This is a genomic window from Amycolatopsis sp. WAC 01375, from assembly GCF_003947325.1.
Taxonomy (GTDB): domain Bacteria; phylum Actinomycetota; class Actinomycetes; order Mycobacteriales; family Pseudonocardiaceae; genus Amycolatopsis.
On the sequence record NZ_QHHW01000016.1, the window covers coordinates 1 to 20,333 of the forward strand.

21 protein-coding genes are annotated in these 20,333 nt (G+C 68.5%); 10 read left to right on the forward strand and 11 right to left on the reverse strand.

What is annotated here, in order from left to right:
* Positions 1-156 precede the first annotated feature (156 nt).
* Complete coding sequence (locus DL991_RS06385; protein WP_125781957.1) at positions 157-777, reverse strand: TetR/AcrR family transcriptional regulator; 621 nt, start codon at positions 775-777, stop codon at positions 157-159.
* 91 nt (positions 778-868) lie between these two features.
* Between DL991_RS06385 and DL991_RS06390 the strand changes: the two genes are divergently transcribed.
* Complete coding sequence (locus DL991_RS06390; RefSeq protein ID WP_125781959.1) at positions 869-1,960, forward strand: lipase family protein; 1,092 nt, start codon at positions 869-871, stop codon at positions 1,958-1,960.
* Between the two features lie 57 nt (positions 1,961-2,017).
* Here DL991_RS06390 and DL991_RS06395 read toward each other — a convergent pair whose 3' ends face one another.
* The 7 genes from DL991_RS06395 to DL991_RS06425 are packed head-to-tail and all read right to left on the reverse strand — an operon-like array spanning position 2,018 to position 7,621.
* Complete coding sequence (locus DL991_RS06395) at positions 2,018-3,229, reverse strand: hypothetical protein (RefSeq protein ID WP_125781961.1); 1,212 nt, start codon at positions 3,227-3,229, stop codon at positions 2,018-2,020.
* Entirely contained in the window at positions 3,217-3,924 is a 708-nt protein-coding gene (locus tag DL991_RS06400; RefSeq protein ID WP_125781963.1) for an urease accessory protein UreD, read from the reverse strand. Before DL991_RS06400 ends, DL991_RS06395 begins: the two co-directional genes overlap by 13 nt.
* Positions 3,921-4,628 carry an urease accessory protein UreG gene (gene ureG, locus DL991_RS06405; RefSeq protein WP_125781965.1) on the reverse strand — a complete coding sequence of 236 codons (708 nt, stop codon included), beginning with the start codon at positions 4,626-4,628 and terminating at the stop codon, positions 3,921-3,923. Before ureG ends, DL991_RS06400 begins: the two co-directional genes overlap by 4 nt.
* The gene (locus DL991_RS06410) at positions 4,618-5,292 is read right to left on the reverse strand and encodes an urease accessory protein UreF (protein WP_125781967.1); all 675 of its coding nucleotides are present in this window, start codon (positions 5,290-5,292) and stop codon (positions 4,618-4,620) included. Before DL991_RS06410 ends, ureG begins: the two co-directional genes overlap by 11 nt.
* A complete protein-coding gene (locus tag DL991_RS06415; RefSeq protein ID WP_125781969.1) occupies positions 5,292-7,013 on the reverse strand; it encodes an urease subunit alpha in 1,722 nt (573 codons plus the stop codon). The genes DL991_RS06410 and DL991_RS06415 overlap by 1 nt, the downstream gene beginning before the upstream one ends.
* The gene (locus tag DL991_RS06420) at positions 7,013-7,306 is read right to left on the reverse strand and encodes an urease subunit beta (RefSeq protein ID WP_125781971.1); all 294 of its coding nucleotides are present in this window, start codon (positions 7,304-7,306) and stop codon (positions 7,013-7,015) included. The genes DL991_RS06415 and DL991_RS06420 overlap by 1 nt, the downstream gene beginning before the upstream one ends.
* Before the next feature lie 12 nt (positions 7,307-7,318).
* Positions 7,319-7,621 carry an urease subunit gamma gene (locus DL991_RS06425; RefSeq protein ID WP_125781973.1) on the reverse strand — a complete coding sequence of 101 codons (303 nt, stop codon included), beginning with the start codon at positions 7,619-7,621 and terminating at the stop codon, positions 7,319-7,321.
* A 291-nt stretch (positions 7,622-7,912) separates the two neighbouring features.
* On the opposite strand from DL991_RS06425, the gene DL991_RS06430 reads away from it, so the two are divergent.
* On the forward strand, positions 7,913-9,064 hold the full coding sequence (locus tag DL991_RS06430; protein ID WP_125781975.1) for a citrate synthase 2: 1,152 nt from the start codon (positions 7,913-7,915) through the stop codon (positions 9,062-9,064).
* Between the two features lie 52 nt (positions 9,065-9,116).
* Here the strand turns inward: DL991_RS06430 and DL991_RS06435 are convergent, their stop codons facing one another.
* Genes DL991_RS06435 through DL991_RS06445 form a run of 3 tightly spaced genes read right to left on the reverse strand, consistent with a single transcriptional unit; the run spans position 9,117 to position 12,958 of the window.
* Positions 9,117-9,707 (reverse strand): TetR/AcrR family transcriptional regulator, encoded by a 591-nt coding sequence (locus DL991_RS06435; RefSeq protein ID WP_125781977.1) that lies wholly within the window; start codon positions 9,705-9,707, stop codon positions 9,117-9,119.
* 23 nt (positions 9,708-9,730) lie between these two features.
* Entirely contained in the window at positions 9,731-11,422 is a 1,692-nt protein-coding gene (locus tag DL991_RS06440) for an SDR family oxidoreductase (protein WP_125782273.1), read from the reverse strand.
* A 36-nt stretch (positions 11,423-11,458) separates the two neighbouring features.
* Positions 11,459-12,958, reverse strand: a complete 1,500-nt coding sequence (locus tag DL991_RS06445; RefSeq protein WP_125781979.1) for an MFS transporter — start codon at positions 12,956-12,958, stop codon at positions 11,459-11,461.
* A gap of 143 nt (positions 12,959-13,101) precedes the next feature.
* Between DL991_RS06445 and DL991_RS06450 the strand changes: the two genes are divergently transcribed.
* From DL991_RS06450 to DL991_RS06485, 8 genes are all read left to right on the forward strand, one after another.
* Positions 13,102-13,689, forward strand: a complete 588-nt coding sequence (locus DL991_RS06450) for a TetR/AcrR family transcriptional regulator (protein WP_125781981.1) — start codon at positions 13,102-13,104, stop codon at positions 13,687-13,689.
* A gap of 58 nt (positions 13,690-13,747) precedes the next feature.
* Positions 13,748-14,440, forward strand: coding sequence for a type IV toxin-antitoxin system AbiEi family antitoxin domain-containing protein (locus tag DL991_RS06455; protein WP_125781983.1), 693 nt, complete (start codon positions 13,748-13,750; stop codon positions 14,438-14,440).
* Positions 14,331-15,443, forward strand: a complete 1,113-nt coding sequence (locus DL991_RS06460; RefSeq protein WP_233598690.1) for a nucleotidyl transferase AbiEii/AbiGii toxin family protein — start codon at positions 14,331-14,333, stop codon at positions 15,441-15,443. Before DL991_RS06455 ends, DL991_RS06460 begins: the two co-directional genes overlap by 110 nt.
* A gap of 84 nt (positions 15,444-15,527) precedes the next feature.
* A complete protein-coding gene (locus DL991_RS06465) occupies positions 15,528-16,367 on the forward strand; it encodes an ABC transporter ATP-binding protein (protein WP_125781985.1) in 840 nt (279 codons plus the stop codon).
* Entirely contained in the window at positions 16,364-17,176 is an 813-nt protein-coding gene (locus tag DL991_RS06470; protein WP_125781987.1) for an ABC transporter permease, read from the forward strand. The genes DL991_RS06465 and DL991_RS06470 overlap by 4 nt, the downstream gene beginning before the upstream one ends.
* Entirely contained in the window at positions 17,173-18,327 is a 1,155-nt protein-coding gene (locus DL991_RS06475; protein WP_125781989.1) for a sensor histidine kinase, read from the forward strand. The genes DL991_RS06470 and DL991_RS06475 overlap by 4 nt, the downstream gene beginning before the upstream one ends.
* On the forward strand, positions 18,324-18,944 hold the full coding sequence (locus DL991_RS06480) for a response regulator transcription factor (protein WP_125781991.1): 621 nt from the start codon (positions 18,324-18,326) through the stop codon (positions 18,942-18,944). Before DL991_RS06475 ends, DL991_RS06480 begins: the two co-directional genes overlap by 4 nt.
* A 14-nt stretch (positions 18,945-18,958) precedes the next feature.
* Positions 18,959-20,305, forward strand: a complete 1,347-nt coding sequence (locus DL991_RS06485; RefSeq protein WP_125781993.1) for a serine hydrolase — start codon at positions 18,959-18,961, stop codon at positions 20,303-20,305.
* Positions 20,306-20,333: the final 28 nt, after the last annotated feature.

Consider the following 20,333-nt stretch of genomic DNA (forward strand, 5'->3'; position numbering starts at 1 on the left):
TGTCCGGTGAGTCTGTTCGATGGGCTTCGTGATCCAGGTGGTTCCTGGCGGTGCGGGCGGATCGGCCTCGTACCGGGTCATACTCGGCCGCGTCCGCCCGTGCCGTCGGGGACCACCTGGGCGCGAAGACCGCGAACATGACTTACCGGACACGGCCTAGGCGGGCCGGGTGATCGCGGCGAGCATCAGGGCCCGGAGTTCGGCGGCGACGTCGGCGACCGGCAGCGGAGGGGTGTGGGCCTGCCACTCGCGCAGCAGTCCGGTCGCCGCGCCGACGAGCGCGATCGCCGTCAGGTGGTAATCGCGGTCCGGCGCCACCCCGTGCTCGGCCGCGTGCCGGGCCTCGGCTTCGATGAACGCGGCCCACCGGTCGACCCATTCCTGGTGCTGCGCCTCCAAGGCGGCGCTGACGCCGACGGCCTCGACATAGTTCAGCCGCGGCATCCGGGGATCCGAGGTCACCGTGCTGACGAAGACGTCCAGCAGTGTCCCGATCCGGGTGACCGCGTCCGCGTCCTCCAGCCGTTCCAGGATGCCGGTGACGTGCTCCAGCGCGAGCGCGTTGATGCGCTCGTGCAGGGTCAGCAGCACCTTCTCCTTGCTCTCGAACTCCTCGTAGAAGTTCCGCGTCGAAACGCCGGCGCGGGTGCACAACTCGGTGATCTTCGTCTGCTGGTAGCCCGTCGACGTGAACAGGTCCAGGGCCGCCACGAGCAGGCGTTCACGCCGTTCGGCGCGCCGTTGCTCGGGCGCGACCCCGCCGTAGGTGCGGGCCACTCGACCTCCCCCGATTCGGTAACAGGGATTGCCAGATGCTAGCAACACCGCCTACATTGCGAAAATCTCGATTACCAAACTGGAGGCAACGGTGCTTCGGACAGTTCTGGTCTCAGCCCTCGCAGCCGCCCTGATAGGCGCGCCCGCCGCGCAAGCCGCGCCGAGCGCCCCCGGGGATCTGGTCGACTACAAACCGGTCATCGCCACCGCCCCGGCGAAGGCCTGGAAACTCCACTACCGCTCCACCTCGGCGACGGGGCAGCCGAACACGGTGTCGGGCATCCTGCTGGTCCCGCGCACGCCGTGGACGAAGGGCGCGCGGCCGCTGGTCAGCTACGCCGTCGGCACCCACGGCCTCGGCGACCGCTGCGCGCCGTCGACCCGGCTGACGAACGGGTCCGAGAACGAAGTCCTCCTGATGAGCCAAGCGCTTTCGCGCGGCTGGGCGGTCGTCGTGACCGACTACGAAGGCCTCGGCACCCCGGGCACGCACACCTACGCCGTCGGCCAGTCCGAAGGCCGGGCCGTCCTCGACGCCGCCCGCGCCGCCTCGAACGTCCCCGAAGCAGGCCTGTCCAAGACCGGGCCGGTCGGCGTTTTCGGCTACTCACAAGGAGGTCAGGCCGCGGCCTTCGCCGGCGAACTCCAGCCGTCCTACGCGCCCGACGTCAACCTGGTCGGCGTCGCGGAAGGCGGTGTCCCGGCGGATCTGAACGCGGTCCTGAAGTTCAACGACGGCGGCCCGGCGTTCGGCCTGGTGCTCGGCGCCGCTGTCGGCTACTCGACGGCGTACCCCGAACTGCCCTTCAACGACGTGCTCAACGCGAAGGGCGAGAGGATGGTCGCGAAGGTCAAGGAAGCGTGCACCGTCGAACTCGGCGCGGCGGCGCCTTTCGCCCGGCTCAACGACTTCACGACCGTCCCGAACGTTTCCTCGGACCCGCGCTGGCAGGCCCGGCTCGGCGAGAACCTCGCGGGCAAGACCAAACCGGGCGCGCCGGTGTACCTGTACCACGCGTCGCTGGACGAACTGATCCCGCTTTCGGTCGGCAAGGGCCTGCGCGACCGTTACCGCGCCCTCGGCGCCGACGTCACCTGGCAGGAGTTCCCGCTGCTGGAGCACATCGGCGGCGTCGCGACCGGCGGTCCGGTCGCGATGACCTGGCTGGGCACCAAGTTCTGACGGGGAGCCGGTCCGTGAGGGCCTCCTTCACTACCTTCAGGGTAGGGAAGGAGGCCCTCACGGACTCTCGAGGACGGGATTGGCGCGCAGGTTGCCGTCACTACAGACCCAGCCGCTGGACGGCAAGGGACCGAGATCGGTTTCGGCCAGGAAGAGTCCGTGCCCGACGGTGAACGCGACCAGCCCGTCCTCCAACAGGACGATCCGGCCGTACAGATCGCGTTCGTCGGGGATCTCGCACAGCACACGCTCATGCAGCTCCGCGTCGATCGCTCGCAACGCCCCGTCCTGGGTGAAGACCACCGTCCCCGCGCTGTCGAGCGCCGGACTCCCGAAATGACTCCTCGAAAGCGCCGGGCCGTCATCCGTCGACCCGTCCGCGTTGAGCTTCCTGAACCTTCGAGCCCCTTCCGGATTCCCGCTCTCGACGCTCCGGATGGCGCCGTCCGGACCGACGAGCAGCGGACCGTCGCTGTCCCAGCGAACGACCTCGGCCCGTGACGCGTCGTAGCGCGCCGTCCCGAGCAGGCCGAAACCCCGGTCCCCCGCCAGGAACTCGCCCAGCCCGGCGATCGCCTTATGCTTGCCGCCCGAAACCGGCGTGGTCGCCACGAGGCCGCCGGAGTCCCGATCGAGCAGGTAGGACAACGACAACCCCGTACTCACGTCGTCGAATCCGGCAAGAATCCGGTCGCCGGAAACGAGCAACGGATCCCAGTACGACGGCGAGAACTCGTGGGGCATCGTAGGTTTGAAGGGCGCGAAGTCATCTTCCAGGCCCGGCGGGCCCCGGTAGCCCAGTGGTTCGGTCGGGATCCGGGTCGACCACATGCAGGTGCCGGAACCGTCCCGCACGTCAACGCGGACATCACGGTGACGGCCCGGCAAGGTCGTCCAAGTGGTACAGAACCCTTCTCGTACCAGGGCGAACGGACCTGGAGCCTCGTCCTGGTCATGGTCCAGCCGGATCGCCACCTGGGTTTCGCCGGAGGCGTCGAACCCGAGGAGAACGTCGCCGTCGATCAGGAAGACGGTGCCCGACTCGGAGACACGCAAATGCTTCGTATAGCTCTTCTGGGACCAGTGCCCATTCGGATCGCCCTCGAGTTCGCGCTGCCAGAGCACGTTCCCCGCCAGGTCGATCGCCAGCAACGTCCGCCGATTCGGCAGCTCTTTCACCTTGGTGCACAGCACGTACAACGGACCCGCCGCCGAAGGTGCGACCACACTCCAAGGCTGGCCGGGCAACGAGAGACTCAGTGGCTCCATGGCTCCCCCTTGAGCGCGGTCACGGCATCGTGAGCCAGCGACGTCGTGAGTATCCCACCGGCCGCCAGCGACGCCCGGGACCACCACTCGCCGGACGCCTCGGGCAGGTCCGGCCCGCCGACGACCAGATCGGTCGCCAGCACCCTGCGTCCGGCCAGATGCGCGAGACTGGAGTCCAAGGTCGAATCCCCGATCTCCAGCGTCTGCCGCAGCACCGGGACTTCACCGCGCGTCACGTGCTGCGTGGTCACCAAAGACCCGGGCCGCTCACCTGCCCTGCCGAGAACGAGCACCTCTCGCGTATGCAGATAAGCATCGGCCGCCAGGGATGCCTTGAACACCGCCGAGTGCCGGGCCCGCGCGGTCACGACGGTCGGCTCCGGCAGGTACTCCAGTGAACCGCCGTCCTCCACGACAACGTCCACAAGGGACGAACTTCCTTCCCCGTGCAACCCCGGAAGCGCGATGGTCGCCGCGACTCCCGAAAGCCGCAGCGAAGCCCCGGAGCCGACACGGATGGTCAGCTTCAGCTCGTCGCCGCCCAGCGGCGACGTCGCCGAGTTGACCAAGTGCACGATCGCCGTCACACCGGTGCCCCGCTTGGGAAGGAGCGTGAGCGGCGCCATCGAGCGCAGCTCACGCAGTACGGTCCGGCCGCCCTCGAAGCGGGCGGTCAGCCGCGCGTGCGCCTTCACCCCGTGCGGACCGGGAGCAGCGAACGGACCCAGTCCGCCACCGCCGGCGCGTTCGGAGTGTCCACAAGCGACTGCGTGATCACCGGCAGCTCACCCCGCATCCGGTGCGCGTCCGAGGTCATCACGTCCATGTCCGCGCCGACCAGATGCGCGATGTCGATCTTGTTGATCACCAGCAGATCCGCGGTCGTCACGCCCGGCCCGCCCTTGCGCGGCACCTTGTCGCCACCGGCGACGTCGACCACGAAGACCTGGCTGTCGGCGAGCCCCCGGCTGAACACCGCGGTGAGGTTGTCGCCGCCGCTTTCGATGATCACCAGGTCCAGCCCGGGGAATCGCTCCTCCAGCCGTTCGACGGCGTCGAGGTTCGCCGTGATGTCGTCGCGGATCGCGGTGTGCGGGCACGCGCCGGTCTGCACGGCCTCGATCCGCTCCGGGTCGAGTACCCCGGCCTTGCGCAGGAAGTCGGCGTCTTCGGTGGTGTAGATGTCGTTGGTGACGACGGCGAGGTTCACCTCGCCGCCGAGCGCCCGGCACAGCGCCGCGGTGAGCGCGGTCTTCCCGCTGCCCACCGGCCCGCCGATCCCGATCCGGTACGCGCGGCCCACGGTCGGCGCCTGCTCGTAGTGGTCGGGTTCCGCGGCGGTCGGGTCGAAGTTGACCGGGTGGACGTGTCCATGACCGTGACCATGTTCAGCTGGCAAAGAGACGCACCTCTTCCTGGTGATGCCGGGCGTGTGCCTCGGCGAACAGATCGAGCGCCGGAGAACCCGGCGCCGGGAGATCGGCCGGATCGTCGCCCGCGACCTCGGCGGCACGCAGGGAAACGTCCCGGACCTCTTGCGCGAGCCGGGCCACGACCGCGTTGACAGCGAACGGGTCCAGCCCGAGCAGCCGCACGGCCGCGCTCGCCGGGCCGCTGATGGCGAGATACGCCACCGCCATCGCCGCGTCGAAGGGCACCCCGATCAGCGCTCCGGCCACCACCGGATGATGCGGTCGCGGGGTTTCCTTCAGCAGCTGGGAAAGCACCGGCGACGGCCACGCCGCCTTGCCCGCCCTGGCCGTCCCGCGACCTTGCGCGCGGGACGCCTCCCGCTGCGCGAGCGACGGCGTCCTGGCGTCGAGTTCGACATCGAGCCGCCGCCAATGTCCACTCTGGACATTCCGCGCGGCGGCGTGCGCCGACGCGGCGGCGAACACCGCGGCCAGCGAACCGGCCGTGCGCAAGCGCCCGGCGAGGAATCCCGGCAGGTCGCGTTCGTGCGTGATCAGCTTCCGGGTGACGGCCTCCTCGAGCCCGCCGGAATGGACGTGGCCGCCCCCGGGGAACCGGGAGTCGGCGAGGATGAGCGCGGCGAGGTTCATCAGAACAAGAAGTACCTTTGTGCCATGGGCAGTTCGGTCACCGGCCGAGGCTCGATCAGCTCGCCGTCGACGTGCACGGCGAAGCTGTCCGGATCCACCCTGATGTCCGGCGTCGCGTCGTTCAGCACCATGTCGGCCTTGCCGCGGGAGCGGGTGTTCGAGATCGGCACGAGCTTCCGTGTGATGCCGAAGCGCTCCGCCACGCCACTTTCCAGTGCTTCCGGGGCCACGAAATGGAAGCTGCTCGCGGCGGCGACCACCGGCGCCGCGCCGAACATCGGCCGCGCGAGCACCGGCTGCGGCGTCGGGATGGACGCGTTCGCGTCGCCCATCGCCGCCCACGCCGGTAAACCGCCCTTGAGCACCACATGCGGCCGGACACCGAAGAACTTCGGCTCCCACAGCACGAGATCCGCGAGTTTCCCGATCTCCACCGAGCCGATCTCGCGCTCCATCCCGTGCGCGATCGCGGGGTTGATCGTGTACTTGGCGACATAGCGGCGAGCCCGCAGGTTGTCGGCCGCGCCGTCGCCGGGCAGCGTGCCGCGCCGCCGTTTCATCACGTGCGCGGTCTGCCAGGTGCGGATGATCACCTCGCCGATCCGGCCCATCGCCTGCGAATCCGAGCTCATCATGGAGATCGCGCCGAGGTCGTGCAGGACGTCCTCGGCCGCGATGGTCGTCGGCCGGATCCGGCTTTCGGCGAAGGCCAGATCTTCGGGCACGGACGGGTTCAGGTGGTGGCATACGACGAGCATGTCGAGGTGCTCGTCGAGGGTGTTCGCGGTGTGCGGGCGCGTCGGATTCGTCGACGACGGCAGGATGTTGGGCAGCCCGGCGACCTGGATGATGTCCGGCGCGTGCCCGCCGCCCGCGCCTTCCGTGTGGTACGCGTTGATCGACCGGCCCCGAATGGCGTCCACTGTGGACTCCAGGAAGCCTGCTTCGTTCAGGGTGTCGGTGTGGATCGCCACCTGGACCCCGGATTCGTCGGCGACGGTGAGGCAGGCGTCGATCGCGGCCGGGGTGCTGCCCCAGTCCTCGTGGAGTTTGAACCCGCCCGCGCCGGCGGAGAGCTGTTCGCGCAGCGCCTCGTGCCGGACGGTGTTCCCCTTGCCCAGCAGCAGGACGTTGACCGGCTGACCGTCCATCGCCTGCAGCATCCGGCCGAGGTTCCACGCGCCGGGCGTGACGGTGGTGGCCTTGCTGCCTTCGACCGGGCCGGTGCCGCCGCCGACCAGGGTGGTGAGCCCGGACGCCAGCGCGGTCTCGGTCAGCTGTGGGCAGATGAAATGGACGTGGCAGTCGATCCCGCCCGCGGTGAGGATCTTCCCGTTGCCGGACAGCACCTCCGTCGACGGGCCGACGACCAGCGCCGGATCGACGCCGTCCATCGTGTCCGGGTTGCCCGCCTTGCCGATCCCGACGATCCGACCGTCGCGGATGCCGACGTCGGCCTTGACGATCCCCCAGTGGTCCAGGATCACCGCACCGGTGATGACCAGGTCGGGCGCGCCTTCGGCCCGGGTCGCCATTCCCTGGCCCATGGATTCGCGGATCACCTTGCCGCCGCCGAACAACACCTCGTCGCCGCTGCCGGACGGCCCCATGCTGCGGTCTTCGGTGACTTCGATCAGCAGGTCGGTGTCCGCGAGGCGGATCCTGTCCCCGGTCGTCGGGCCGAACAGTTCGGCGTACCGCTCGCGATCGATCGACGGCATCAGGACTCCTCGCGCAATCCGGGCACCACGCGGTTCCCGGCCAGCGGGACGAGGTCGACTTCGCGTTCGACGCCCGGTTCGAACCGCACGGACGTTCCCGCGGGCACGTCGAGCCGGTGTCCTCGCGCGGCTTCGCGATCGAATTCGAGCCTCGGATTGACCGCCGCGAAATGGTAGTGCGAACCGACCTGGACGGGCCGGTCGCCGAGGTTCCGCACGAGCAGCCGGACCCGTGGCCTGCCCGGGTTCAACTCGACCGGCGCATCGCCGGTGATGATCTCCCCTGGTCGCACTCGCGGCCCTCCCTAGACGATCGGGTCGTGCACGGTGACGAGCTTCGTTCCGTCCGGGAAAGTGGCTTCGACCTGGACGGAATCGACCATTTCCGGCACTCCGTCCAGTACCTGCGCCCGTGAGAGCACCGAACGCCCGCTCGCGACGAGCTCACTCACCGTCCGGCCGTCGCGAGCGCCTTCGAGCACATGCTCGGTGATCAGCGCGACCGCTTCGGGGTAGTTCAGCGAGACCCCGCGTTCCAGGCGTTTGCGCGCTACGTCCGCCGCGACGTGGATGAGCAGTTTGTCCCGCTCCTGGGGGCTCAGGTGCATGGGAAAGGTCTATCACCGGAAACCGGTCCTCGCCGGTTCTCGAAACACAGGATTTACCTCGGCGGCCGGTACACGCAAAGTGAACGGCGCCGTAACTCTTCGCGTACGAAGCGCGTTTTCACTGAATCGTTCTCGTAATCGTGACCGAAAGCACCACATCTTTCGATTGCCCCAGGCCCCCACGTGGAGCAAAGTTTGTCCATCCGTGCGATGAGGCGCGCCTACGCTGCGTGTATCCCGTCCACGCGTGAACACAAAGCCGGGGAATGCGCATCGAAAGGTTTCACCACAGTGAGTGCCTCCACGATCAGCACCAATCAGCCGTCGGAGAAGGTCGACGACGGTTTCCGACCGGGTCTCGAGGGCGTGGTCGCCTTCAAGACCGAAATCGCCGAGCCCGACCGTGACGGTGGCGCGCTGCGCTATCGAGGTGTCGACATCGAGGATCTCGCCGGCAAGGTGACCTTCGGTGACGTCTGGGGACTTCTCGTCGACAGCCGTTTCGGCCACGGGCTACCGCCCGCCGAGCCGTTCCCGCTGCCGGTGCACACCGGCGACGTCCGGGTCGACGTCCAGGCCGCGCTGGCCATGCTCGCCCCGATCTGGGGGTACCGGCCGCTGCTCGACATCACCGACGACGAGGCGCGCGACCAGCTGGCCCGCGCCTCGGTGATGGCGCTTTCGTACGTCGCCCAGTCCGCGCGCGGCATCGGGCAGCCCGCCGTCCCGCAGACCAGGGTCGACGAGGCGAAGTCGATCACCGAGCGCTTCATGGTCCGCTGGCGCGGCGAGCCCGACCCGGCCCACGTCAAGGCCATCGACGCGTACTGGGTCTCGGCCGCCGAGCACGGCCTCAACGCCTCGACCTTCACCGCCAGGGTCATCGCCTCGACCGGCGCCGACGTCGCCGCGGCGCTGTCCGGCGCGATCGGCGCCATGTCCGGCCCCCTGCACGGCGGCGCGCCGGCACGGGTGCTGCCGATGATCGAAGAGGTCGAGAAGACCGGCGACGCGGTCGGCCTGGTGAAGGGCATCCTGGACCGCAAGGAACGGATGATGGGCTTCGGGCACCGCGTGTACCGCGCGGAAGACCCGCGGGCACGCGTGCTGCGCCGCACCTGCAAAGAGCTCGGCGCGTCGCGCTACGAGGCGGCCGCGGAACTGGAGCAGGTGGCGCTGAAGGAGCTGCGCGAGCGGCGTCCGGATCACCCGATCGAGACCAACGTCGAGTTCTGGGCGGCCGTGATCCTGGACTTCGCCCAGGTCCCGCCGCATATGATGCCCGCGATGTTCAGCTCCGCGCGCACCGCCGGCTGGGCCGCGCACATCCTGGAGCAGAAGAAGACCGGCCGCCTCGTGCGCCCGTCGGCGAAGTACGTCGGCCCCGAGCCGCGTAAGCCGGAAGACGTCGAAGGCTGGGACCTGGTCGCGAAGCAGTCCTAGTAGCGCGCTATGAAAGGTCCTTTCCTTGCAAATTTTGCAAGGAAAGGACCTTTCATAGCGTCTGAGGGACCGAAGAGTCGTGGGCCGCGGTCGCCGACAGCATGGCCGTCAGCTGATCGACCAGCCAGCCGTCGAGCACCTCGCGCGGCACGGCCCGCTCCTGCAGCCAGCTCAGCAGCGAGCCCTCCACCACCGCGGTCCAGCAGCGCAAGGTCAGCAGGAGCATAGGCGAGGGCTCCGACACTCCCAGCGCGTCGAGGATGAGCTCGACGGCACGGTTGCGGACCTCGTCGATCGCCGCGTCCGTCTCCGAGGTCGCGATCACCGAACCGCTGCGCAACAAGGCGACGTAGCCCGCGCGGTAGTGGTCGGCGACGTCGATCAGCCCGCGGACGGCGGCCCGCAGCCGCGTTTCGGGCGGGCCTTCCTCGAGTCCGGCAAGGCCGTCGATGAGCCCTTCGGTGACCGTTTTCAGCGCCTCGACCTGCAGTTCCCGCAAGCTCGAGAAGTACCGGTAGAACAGCGGCCGCGAAACCTCGGCGCGGGCGATGATGTCGTCGACCGTGACGAGTTCGGGCGCGCGCGAACCGAACAGGTCCAGTGCGGCGCGGATCAGGTCCTCGCGGCGGGCTTCCGCCGACATCCGGCGAGGACGTCTGGCAGAGGTCACGGGGTGACGTCCAGTTTCGCCGCGGCCCGCAGCAGTCCGGGGGTGAGCCGGGAAAGGACGAGCGCGGCCTTGGCCTCCGGCGTCGACGGCTGGATCGCCTTGTCCTTCTCGACGGCACGCAGGATGTCGCGCGCGACCTTCTCCGGGCCGAAACCACGTTTCGCGTACAGCTTGCTGCTCGACTTCTGGCGCCGCTTCTGCTCGACGTCGTCGACGCCGACGAACCGGGTGGTGCTGGTGATGTTGGTGTTCACGATGCCGGGGCAGATCGCGGTGACACCGATGTTCTCGGCGGCGAGTTCCGCCCGCAGGCACACGCTCAACGTCAGCACGGCGGATTTCGTGGTGGCGTAGGCGGAAAGGATCTTCGACGGCAGGTAGGCGGCGGCCGAGGCGACGTTGACGATCTGGCCGCCTTCGGCCCGCTCGCGCATCTGCTCGGCGAAGACGCGGCAGCCGTGGATGACACCCCACAGGTTCACGTCGATGAGGCGTTCCCAGTCCTTGACCGTCGTGTCGAGGAAGGGTCCGGACAGCCCGATCCCCGCGTTGTTCACGACGATGTCCGGGACCCCGAACTCCTCCTTGACCTGCTGGGCGAACTTCTCGACCGCCTCCGCGTCGGAAGAGTCCACTGTGTACTCGCCGACGGTGGCACCCTTGTCCCGCAGGAGTTTCGCGGTGTCCGCCGCGGCCGAGCCGTTGATGTCGGTGATGACCAGGTCGGCGCCCTTGTCCGCGAACGCGAGCGCCGTCGCGCGGCCGATCCCGCTGCCGGCGCCGGTGACCACGACGAGCTTGTGCGCGAAGCCTTTCGTCCTTGCCTGTTTGAGCGCGCGGCTCTCCTCGCCGCCTTCGGCGTGATCGATCAGCTCCGCGGTGGCGTCGGCGATCACCCGCGGCTTCTCGCGGACCACCCAGTGCGTGCCGACGATCCGGCGCACCCGCAGGTCCGGCGCCCAGCGCTCGATCTCGGTCTGCAACGGCGTGGTGACGAATTTGTCGCCGGTGGGCGCGAGCACCTGCACCGGGATCTCGGCGTTACGCGGCCGCGGCCGGGAGAGTCGCGTGAACATGTTGGCGCGGTAGAGGTTGAGTCCGTACAGGCCGTCCGAAGTGGACGGCGCCGCGGCCGCCGGATCCATCCGGCCGATGAGCGCGCCCATCGCGCCGGTGCGCCACAGCAGCTGCGGGATCAGCGGGAGCTGGAAACCGAGGATGTACGTCGAATGCACTCCTTGCGCGAGCGCGTTCCTGAGCCGTTTCGGGCTCGGGCGCAGCTGCGCGCGGAACCACGCTCCCGCGTGATCGAGGCTCGGCCCGGAGATCGACGTGAACGACGCGAGCCGTCCGCGCAGCTTTTCGCCGGTGACCGAATGCCAGGTCTGGATGGAGCCCCAGTCGTGCGCGAGCAGATGGACCTTGCCCTCGGGCCGGACCTCGTCGATGACCGAAGCGAGGTCATCGGACAGCTGGTCCAACTTGTAGGACGCTCGTCCCGAAGGCTTGTCCGAGCGGCCGGCGCCACGGACGTCGTAGACGACGACCCGGTAGCGGCGCTCGAGCAGGGCGGCGACGCCGTCCCACATGGAGCCGTTGTCCGGGTAACCGTGGACGAGCACCACCGTGGGCGCGTCGTCGACACCGGTCACCCGGACCGAGAGGCGGACACCGTCGCTGGCCGTCACCCACGTATGAGACATAGTGTCATGTTAGACAACATGTCAATAAGGCCGCTTCTTCAGTAACGCGCGGCCGATCGTCCACACGGTGTCGATCACCAGGACGAAGGTCCAGATCCGGCCGATGTTCAGCAGCCAGTGACCACTGGAGTTCCAGAACCAGTCGGCCGCGTGAGGGCCGCCGAACAACGCTTCGACAGGCCAGCTGTATCCGGCGAACGCCAGCGCCGCCTGCGCGACGACGTACACCGCGACATGGACCGTCCAGTTTCGGAACGGGTTCGAGCGCTTGTTCGCCTCCTCCGTCACCGATTCGGCCGCTTGCGGACTCTCCACGACCGTGCGGGTGACCGGCTTTCCCTTTTGTGACACCGTTTTTCGTGGTTCCACGGGAAACTCCGCAACTCCGACACGCCGTACGGCGCCACGAACCACGAACGATCCGAAGAGCAGGAGAACCGCCGCGCCGAAGCAAGCGACGCGCCATCCGACGTCCGAGCCGTACAGCTGACCCGCCACGAAGGTCCCGATCGTCGCTCCCAGTAGCGTCGCGCTCTCGTAGATCCCCATTGCCCGGCCGAGGCTGAGCCCGGCCGCCTCGGCGACCACCGCCTGCTCCACCGGGATGGCCGCCGCGAACGCCGCCGCCGAGAGGACCCACATGACCGCGAGCACCGCCGGACTCGGCGCGAAGGACAAGCCGGCGGCGAAGACCGCGCTCGCCACCATCGCCAAGGCGAGCACCCGCGTCCGGCCGACCTTGCGGACGAAGCCGTGCAGGTAGTCCGGCAGCAGGCTGTAGACGATAAAGCCGGGGATGAACACGGCCGCGATCTCGCCGAGCCGCAGCTGATGCCCGCGTTGCAGATGCATCAGGAGCAACAGGGCGACCCCGGCCTCGGCCATCGCGGTCAGCGCGACGAGCGCCAGCATCGGGTGCATCCTCTTACCCAGCTGGAAAAGCCGTGGCGCGCCCGCTTCGCGCACCGGCGCGGACGGCGCGTTCAGCAAGACCACCGCGGCCACCGCGCAGGCCGCCGCACCGAGCCAGAACACACCCCGGTAGTCGATCCAGGCGATCGCGGTCAGCGCGACCACGAACGCGATCCACGTGCCGCCGCCCTCGGCCGCGAACAGCTTGCTGAACGCGCCGTCGTCCCTCGCGAGCCCCTCTCCCACCCGAGCCCGCAACGCGACCCAGAACAGCGCCCCACCCGCGCCACCGAGAACCGCGGCCAGATAAGCGACTCCGATGCCCGGCGTCACCGCATAGACCACAAAGGACAGTCCATAGAGGACCGCACCGACGGCCGCGACCCGGCCACGGTCGAACCGGTCCGCGAGCGACCCCGCGATCGGCCGGATCACGAACGACACCAGCGTCTCCAACGCGGTCAGCGCCCCGACCTCGGCGGCCGACGCGCCGAGCTGGCTCCCCACCCACAACGGCAGAAGGAAATCGAGGACCTCCGCCGGTCCTTTGGTCAGCGCGGCGGCGAGCTGGTTCTCCTCCGCCCGCCGCTTGTGTGCGACTTCGTCCACCCCAGTACCCCCTTTTCAGGATACGAATGTATTCTAAAGATGGTCGAGTGGGCAAGCCGGTCGGGTGGGTCGTGAGTGGCGATTCGGGTTAGAACACGAATCGCCACTCACGACCCACCCCGCCGCAGGAGGAGGATGCGTCCGTGCCGAAGATCGTCGACCGCGCCGAACGCCGCCGCGAGATCGCCGGCGCCCTCCTGCGCATTGTCGCGCGCGAAGGCGTCGAGGCCGTGAGCGTCCGCTCTGTCGCCGTCGAAGCCGGGGTGTCCGCGGGCGCGGTGCAGAAGTACTTCTCCACCAAGGAAGATCTGTTCCGCTTCGCCCTCGACATGACCAGCGAGTTCCTGGAGCAGCGCTGGCAGACCCTCGATCAGTCCGGGAACCTGCTGGACCTGCTGCTGCGCCTGCTCGTCGAGGCGATGCCGCTCGACGAACAGCGCCGCGCGGAGGTGATCGTCATCAACGCCTTCACCGCCCGCGCCGCCGTCCGGCCGTCATGGGCCGAATTCATCCGCACCGGCTACGACGAACTGCAGGAACTCACGACGCGCTACGTCTCGGAGGCGCAGACCGCAGGCCATGTCCGCGACGACCTCGCGGCGAGCGACCTGGCCGACGCCGTGCTCGCCCTCTCGGACGGCTTCGCGAACCGGATGCTCACCGCCGTCGATCCGGCCACCCTCCTGCCCTCCCTCGAAACCTCCGTCCGCACACTGCTAAGTCCACCTTAAGCAGCGTTAGTTACATTGAGACGTAACTAACGCTGCTTGGTGACGTAAACTTCGCTGTATGAACACGAGTGACGCACTACGGCTGCTCAGTGCGTTCACCAGCGCCCAGTGGGGCATGGTCACGTCCCGGCAAGCCAAGGGTGCCGGCGTCGATGGCGTCACACTGCATCGCTTGGAGAAAGCCGGCCACCTCGACCGTGTCCGTCACGGCGTCTATGCGGCCACGATCGCCGTAGCGACCGAGGTGCGGGAGGAGCAGGCGGCCTGGCTGATGCTCAACGCGGCCGAACCCGCGTGGAAGCGGTCCCCTCTCGATCCGGACGGAGGGGTGATTTCCCACGAGTCGGCCGCGCGGCTGCACAGGCTCGGCGAACTCGTCGACGACCGGATAGTCCTGACCACGCCACGCCGCCGCACCAGCCGAGATCCCGATGTGCGCTTCAGGGTCGCCGGACTGCTCGAAGACGACGTGACGACGATCGACGGGCTTCCGGTCACCACCGCGCTCCGCACCGTCCGCGATCTGTTGGAGCAGCGTATCGACAGCAGCCATATCGCCACGATCATCCAGGAGGCGGTGGAGACGAACCTCCTTCGCTTGGACGTACTGGCGGAGCACATCGGACCCTATGCCTTGCGTTATGGCGTCCGCCGTCCTGGAGACGGCGAAGCATTGCTCGAACAGCTACTTGCCGGGATCGGCACCTCGGTCACGCAACTCGCCCACCGTCCGACTCCGCCGCGGCATTAGGGCTTGCGAAAGGGCGAATCAAGGTCGAAGCACCTTCTCCATTGAGTTCGTCCCAGCGCAAGACCATGGCGGGATGCCCTCTCAACGCCCGAAAACTCCGCGTGGTTATCTCGACTCTCAGAAGGACAGAGCGAGGAACGGCACCAAAACGACGGGTATCTCCACCGGCGAGCTACTGCAACTGCATTTTCATCGTCGTTTGATCGCCCGGGTCTTCCACGGCGACGACGCCTCGAACTGGGTGCTGAAGGGCGGGCAAGCCCTCCTTGTCCGTTGGCCTTCCGCGCGCTACTCCACCGACATCGATCTGCTCTCCATGGAGGACACGACCGACGCCGCGGTCGACGCGCTCAAGACGGCGGCCGGGCTACGCCTCGCCGATGGCATCTGGTTCTCCCACCTCGGAACCTCGGCTCAAACCCATGTCGAGCGCCCTACCCGCAAGGTGTCGTTCATGGCGATGTTCGAGAACGCGCCTCTCAATCACCGGGTCCGCGTGGACGTCGTCACCTCCGGGCATCTGCCGCGCGGCCCCATTACCACCGAGCCGCTGGAACCTCCGTTCGCCAGTGATTGCGTCCCCTGGCCGGAAGCGCGGATGTTCCCGATCGAAGACCATGTCGCGGAAAAGATCTGCGCTATGTACGAGCGTCATCAGGTCGGCGGCCACCCGTCCAGCCGTTACAAGGATCTCGTCGACCTCGCCCTGTTCGCGTTGAAGTCCTCCATACCGGGCAAGGAGACGCACGAAATCCTGTACGACGAAATCGCTCGCCGCCGAAGCCGTGGGATGGTGGTGAATCCGCCCGCTGGGTTCGAGGTCCCCGATCCGCATTCCTGGAAGGGTGGCTATCACAAGGCCGCCCAAGGTGTCCGCGGGCTGCCTTCCGAATTCCGGACGCTCGAAGGTGTGCACGACCTCGCGGACGCCTTCGTCACTCCGCTTCTGCTGGCGACGCATCCGGCAGGACGGTGGCGCCCCGAGGAACGAACCTGGCGGTGACACCGGTGTCCATCGTTCGGTTGACAACCGGGTTCAGTCCTGCGGACGTCCCGCAGACCCCGCCCCGCACAGCACGATCGACGTATGAAAACGGCAGTGAGAGTGCGTGGCCTGCGCAAGGAGTACCCGGGCCACACCGCCGTCGGGGGGATCGACCTCGACATCGAGCAGGGTGAGGTGTTCGCTCTGCTCGGCCCCAACGGCGCGGGCAAGACGACGACGGTCGAGATTCTGGAGGGCCACCGCGGGCGGACGTCGGGCGACGTCGACGTGCTCGGTGAGGATCCCGGCACGGCGGGCCGGGCTTGGCGGGCGAGGCTGGGGATCGTGTTGCAGACGGCCAACGACGCCGCAGAGCTCACCGTCGCCGAGACCGTCCGGCACTTCGCCCGCTATTACCCGGATCCTCGTGACACCGAAGAAGTGATCGAGAAGGTCGGCCTGACCGAGAAGGCGGGTGCCCGCGTCAAGAGCCTTTCGGGCGGGCAACGGCGGCGTGTGGACGTCGCGCTCGGGATCATCGGGCGGCCCGAGCTGGTGTTCCTCGACGAGCCGACGACCGGGTTCGATCCGGCGGCCCGGCGCCAGTTCTGGGAACTGATCAGGAATCTCGCCCGCGAAGGCACCACGATCCTGCTCACCACGCACTATCTCGACGAGGCCGAGGCGCTGGCCGATCGCGTCGCGGTCATCACACGTGGGCAGATCGTCGCCGAGGGGACACCGCAGACGCTCGGCGGCCGCTCCACCGCGGAGGCCACGGTCCGCTGGACGGACGAGAGGGGCGGCCATCTGGAGCGCACCCATTTCCCGGCCAAGCTGATCCGCGAGCTCTCCGCCGACGGCCGCGAGCCGTCGGAGCTGACCGTCCACCGGCCCACCCTCGAAGAGACCTACCTCGACCTGATCGGAGAAGCCCGATGAGCACGCTGACCCTCCCGGGCACCTTCTCGCTCGGCCTCGTCCGGGGTGCCGCGGAGCTCAGGCAGTTCTTCCGCATCCGGGAACAGGTGATCTTCACCTTCGCCTTCCCGTCCCTGCTGATGATCCTGCTCGGCTCGATGCTGGACTCGTCGATGCCCGGCATGGCGATCACCACCGGGCAGGTGCTGGCCGCGGGCATGATCGGCTCCGGCATCGTCTCGACGTCGTTCAACAGCATCGGCATCAACCTCGCGTCCGACCGTGAGCTCGGCGCGCTGAAACGGCTGCGGGGCACGCCGATGCCCGCCGCTTCCTACTTCATCGGCAAGATCATCCTGGTCGGCTTCACGAGTATCGCCCAGGTGGTGCTGATGTCGATCGTCGGCAGCCTCCTGTTCGATCTGGAGCTGCCGACCGACCCGGCGAAGCTGCTGACCGCGCTGTGGGTCTTCGTGCTCGGCATCACCAGCTGCACGCTTCTTGGCATCGCGCTCAGTTCGGTGACCAAGACGGTCAGCGGCGCGGTCGCGGTGACCAACCTGATCTACATCTCGCTGCAGTTCATCTCCGGGGTGTTCGTCACGCCGATCACCAACCTGCCGAAGGTTATGGTCGACATCGCTTCGTTCTTCCCGGTGAAGTGGATCTGCCAGGGCTTCCGCTCGGTGTTCCTGCCGGCCGAAGCCGCGGCACAGGAGATGGCGGGGACATGGGAACTTCCGATGGTGGCACTGGTGCTGACGGCGTGGTGCGCCGCGGGGCTGCTGCTGGCGAAGCTGACGTTCCGCTGGTCGAACGAGGACAGGTGAACGCCTGGGAGCGGTTCTACTGGCTCTGGGAGGTCCTCTTCGGGGTCACCTTCGTCGCGACGACGGCCTTGGTGCTCCTCGAAGGCGGGACGGCCACGGACAAAACGATCGCGCTCCTGTGTTTGGCAGGGCTCGGCGTGACCTACCTGGCACGAGGACGCCGCCTCATCAAAGGCCCGGACTACGACCACACGCCATGGTTGTTCGCCGGGGTACTGCTGCTCTTCACGGTGGGTGCCATCTTCGCCGCGGGCAACTCGAGCTTCATCCTCTTCCTATCCTGCCCCGTGCTCTACATGACGATGCCGACGAAGGCCGCGTCGATCCTCACCACGGCGGCGGTGCTTTCGAGCCCGGCTGCCCTGCTCGTCCAGGGTGGGCTCGACGAACAGCCGGTCCTGCTGCCGATGACGGCGATCCTGATCGTCTTCAGCCTGCTGGCCGGCCGCTACACCACCCAGATCATCGCGCAGAGCAAAGGCCGGGCCGCGTTGATCGAACAGCTGGAAGCCAGTCAGGCGGAGGTTTCGCGCCTCTCCCGCGAGGCGGGCATGGCAGCCGAACGCGAGCGCATGGCCCGCGAGATCCATGACACGCTCGCGCAGGGCTTCACCAGTATCGTCACGCTCACCCAGGCCATCGAGTCCGAAATGGACACCGATCCGAAGGCGGCCCGCCGTCACCTGGATCTCGCGGCGCGGACGGCGCGGGAGAACCTGGCCGAGGCGCGGGCGATGGTCGCGACGCGGATGCCGTCGGCGCTCGCCGCCGCTTCACTGGAGGAATCCTTGCGCAGGCTGGTCGAACGGCTGACGGAGGAGACCGGGATCGAGGCGTCGATCGAGGTCGGCGGCCCGCTGCCCGCGCTCCCGATGGCCACCGAGGTCGTCCTGCTGCGAGGGGCACAGGAGGCGCTGAGCAACATCCGCAAGCATTCACGCGCCGCCGCGGTTTCGCTCCTTCTGTCCGTTGTGGACGGACGAGCCCGGCTCCGCGTGACCGACGACGGCGCCGGATTCGACCCCGCCGAGCCCACCGGCGGCTTCGGCCTGGCGGGGATGCGGGCCCGGGCGGGGCAGGTCGGTGGCATCGTGACGTGTGCGAGCGAACCCGGTGCGGGGACGACGCTGGAACTGGAGGTGCCCGCGTGATCACGATCATGCTGGTCGACGATCACCCCGTGGTGCGGGAAGGCCTGCGCGGCATGCTGGAGGCCGAGCCGGACCTGAGCGTCATCGGGGAAGCGGGCTCCGGCGACGAGGCCGTCGCGCTGAGCCGGATCAAGCAGCCGGACGTGATCCTGATGGATCTGCGGATGCCCGGTCTCGACGGCGTCGGCGCGACGCGGAAGATCCTCGCGGACCGGCCGGGTCAGCGGGTCGTCGTGCTCACCACCTACGAGACGGACGCGGACATCCTGCGCGCGGTCGAAGCGGGAGCCTCCGGGTACCTACTGAAGGACGCTTCGCGCGCGGAGCTGGCCGGCGCGATCCGTGCCGCGTCACGCGGCGAGACGGTCTTGGCGCCTTCGGTCGCCGGGAAGCTGGTGAACCGGGTGCGCAATCCGACGGCGTCGCCGTTGTCGGCACGCGAGATCGAGGTGCTCCGGCTGGTGGCGCGGGGGAACACGAACGCCGACATCGGCCGGACGCTCCACATCAGCGAAGCGACGGTCAAGACCCACCTGCTCCGGACGTTCGGCAAACTGGACGTTTCGGACCGCACGGCCGCTGTGACCACCGCTATGCGACTGGGCCTGCTCGGGTAGGCAGAATGCGTCTCATGCTTGCCTCGACCGAATTGGCGCTGCTACGCCGCCTCGCGCACGAGCAATCCTCGTGCCGCGCCCCGTCCATCGTCGCCGCCGTCGTCCGCGACGGCGAAATCGCCTGGTCCGGAGGACGCGGACGCGTCGACGGCGAGACACCCGGCGACAACACGCAGTACCGCCTCGGCTCGATCACCAAGACACTCGTCGCGACGGCCGTCATGCGGCTGCGCGACGAAGGCAAGCTGGACCTCAACGACCCGCTCGAACAGCACCTTCCCGGCACCGCGTTCGGCTCGGCCACCATCGCGCAACTGCTCTCCCACACCTCGGGCCTGACCGCGGAATCGCCCGGTTCCTGGTGGGAGCGCACGGTCGGCGCCGACTGGGACGCGCTCGTCGAGAGCCTCAAGGACGGCGCGACGCGGCTGCGGCCGGGCAGCAAGTTCCACTACAGCAACGTCGGTTACGGCGTGCTCGGCGAGCTGGTCGCCCGGCACCGCGGGCAGTCCTGGCTCGACGTCATCCGCGCCGAGATCCTCGGCCCGCTCGGCATGACCCGGACCTCGCCGCATCCCGAAGGCGCACACGCGAACGGGTTCGCCGTGCACCCTTTCGCCGACCTCCTCATGCCGGAACCGTCGCCGGATGCCGGCGCGATGGCGCCCGCCGGGCAGCTGTGGTCGACGATCACCGACCTCGCCCGCTGGACGGCGTTCCTCGGCGGCCACACCGGTGGCGTGCTGAGCGAGCAGACCGTCGCGGAGATGCGCGAAATGGTCACCGTGGACGACGGCGACGCTTGGACCACCGGATTCGGCCTCGGTGTCATGCTGGTCCGCACCGAGGGCAGGCGGCTGGCCGGGCACACCGGGTCGATGCCGGGCTTCCTCGCCTGCTCGCTGGTCGACGCGAACGCGGGTATCGGCGCGCTGGTGCTGACGAACTCGACGGCGGGCGTCGGCATCACGCAGCTGTGCCTCGACCTGATGAACCTGACCGAACAGCACGAGCCGTCCATGCCCACGGAATGGCAACCGTCCACTGTGGACCCGAAGCTGCTGGAGCTGACCGGGCTGTGGCACTGGGGCCCGACGCCGTACCACCTGCGCCTGCTCCCTGGCGGCCTGTTCTCCCTCGCACCGACCGATGGTGCCGGCCGCGCGTCGCGGTTCGCGCCCGTCGGCGAAGACACCTGGGTCGGCCTCGACGCCTACTACGCGGGCGAAACGCTGCGGGTCGGGCGGGACTCGGCGGGGAAGCCGAACCATCTCGACCTCGCGACGTTCATCTTCTCGCGGACGCCGTTCGACCCGGCCGCGCCCATCCCCGGCGGCGTCGACCCCGACGGCTGGCGCTGACCGGTCCAGCGGGTCGTGAGTGGCGATT

Excerpts from the sequence above, each read along its gene's own strand:
- DL991_RS06395 (WP_125781961.1), bottom strand. The coding sequence starts at position 3,229 with ATGGAGCCACTGAGTCTCTCGTTGCCCGGCCAGCCTTGGAGTGTGGTC.
- DL991_RS06410 (WP_125781967.1), bottom strand. The coding sequence starts at position 5,292 with ATGAACCTCGCCGCGCTCATCCTCGCCGACTCCCGGTTCCCCGGGGGC.
- DL991_RS06415 (WP_125781969.1), bottom strand. The coding sequence starts at position 7,013 with ATGCCGTCGATCGATCGCGAGCGGTACGCCGAACTGTTCGGCCCGACG.
- DL991_RS06425 (WP_125781973.1), bottom strand. The coding sequence starts at position 7,621 with ATGCACCTGAGCCCCCAGGAGCGGGACAAACTGCTCATCCACGTCGCG.
- DL991_RS06435 (WP_125781977.1), bottom strand. The coding sequence starts at position 9,707 with ATGTCGGCGGAAGCCCGCCGCGAGGACCTGATCCGCGCCGCACTGGAC.
- DL991_RS06455 (WP_125781983.1), top strand. The coding sequence starts at position 13,748 with ATGAACACGAGTGACGCACTACGGCTGCTCAGTGCGTTCACCAGCGCC.
- DL991_RS06460 (WP_233598690.1), top strand. The coding sequence starts at position 14,331 with ATGGCGTCCGCCGTCCTGGAGACGGCGAAGCATTGCTCGAACAGCTAC.
- DL991_RS06465 (WP_125781985.1), top strand. The coding sequence starts at position 15,528 with ATGAAAACGGCAGTGAGAGTGCGTGGCCTGCGCAAGGAGTACCCGGGC.
- DL991_RS06470 (WP_125781987.1), top strand. The coding sequence starts at position 16,364 with ATGAGCACGCTGACCCTCCCGGGCACCTTCTCGCTCGGCCTCGTCCGG.
- DL991_RS06485 (WP_125781993.1), top strand. The coding sequence starts at position 18,959 with ATGCTTGCCTCGACCGAATTGGCGCTGCTACGCCGCCTCGCGCACGAG.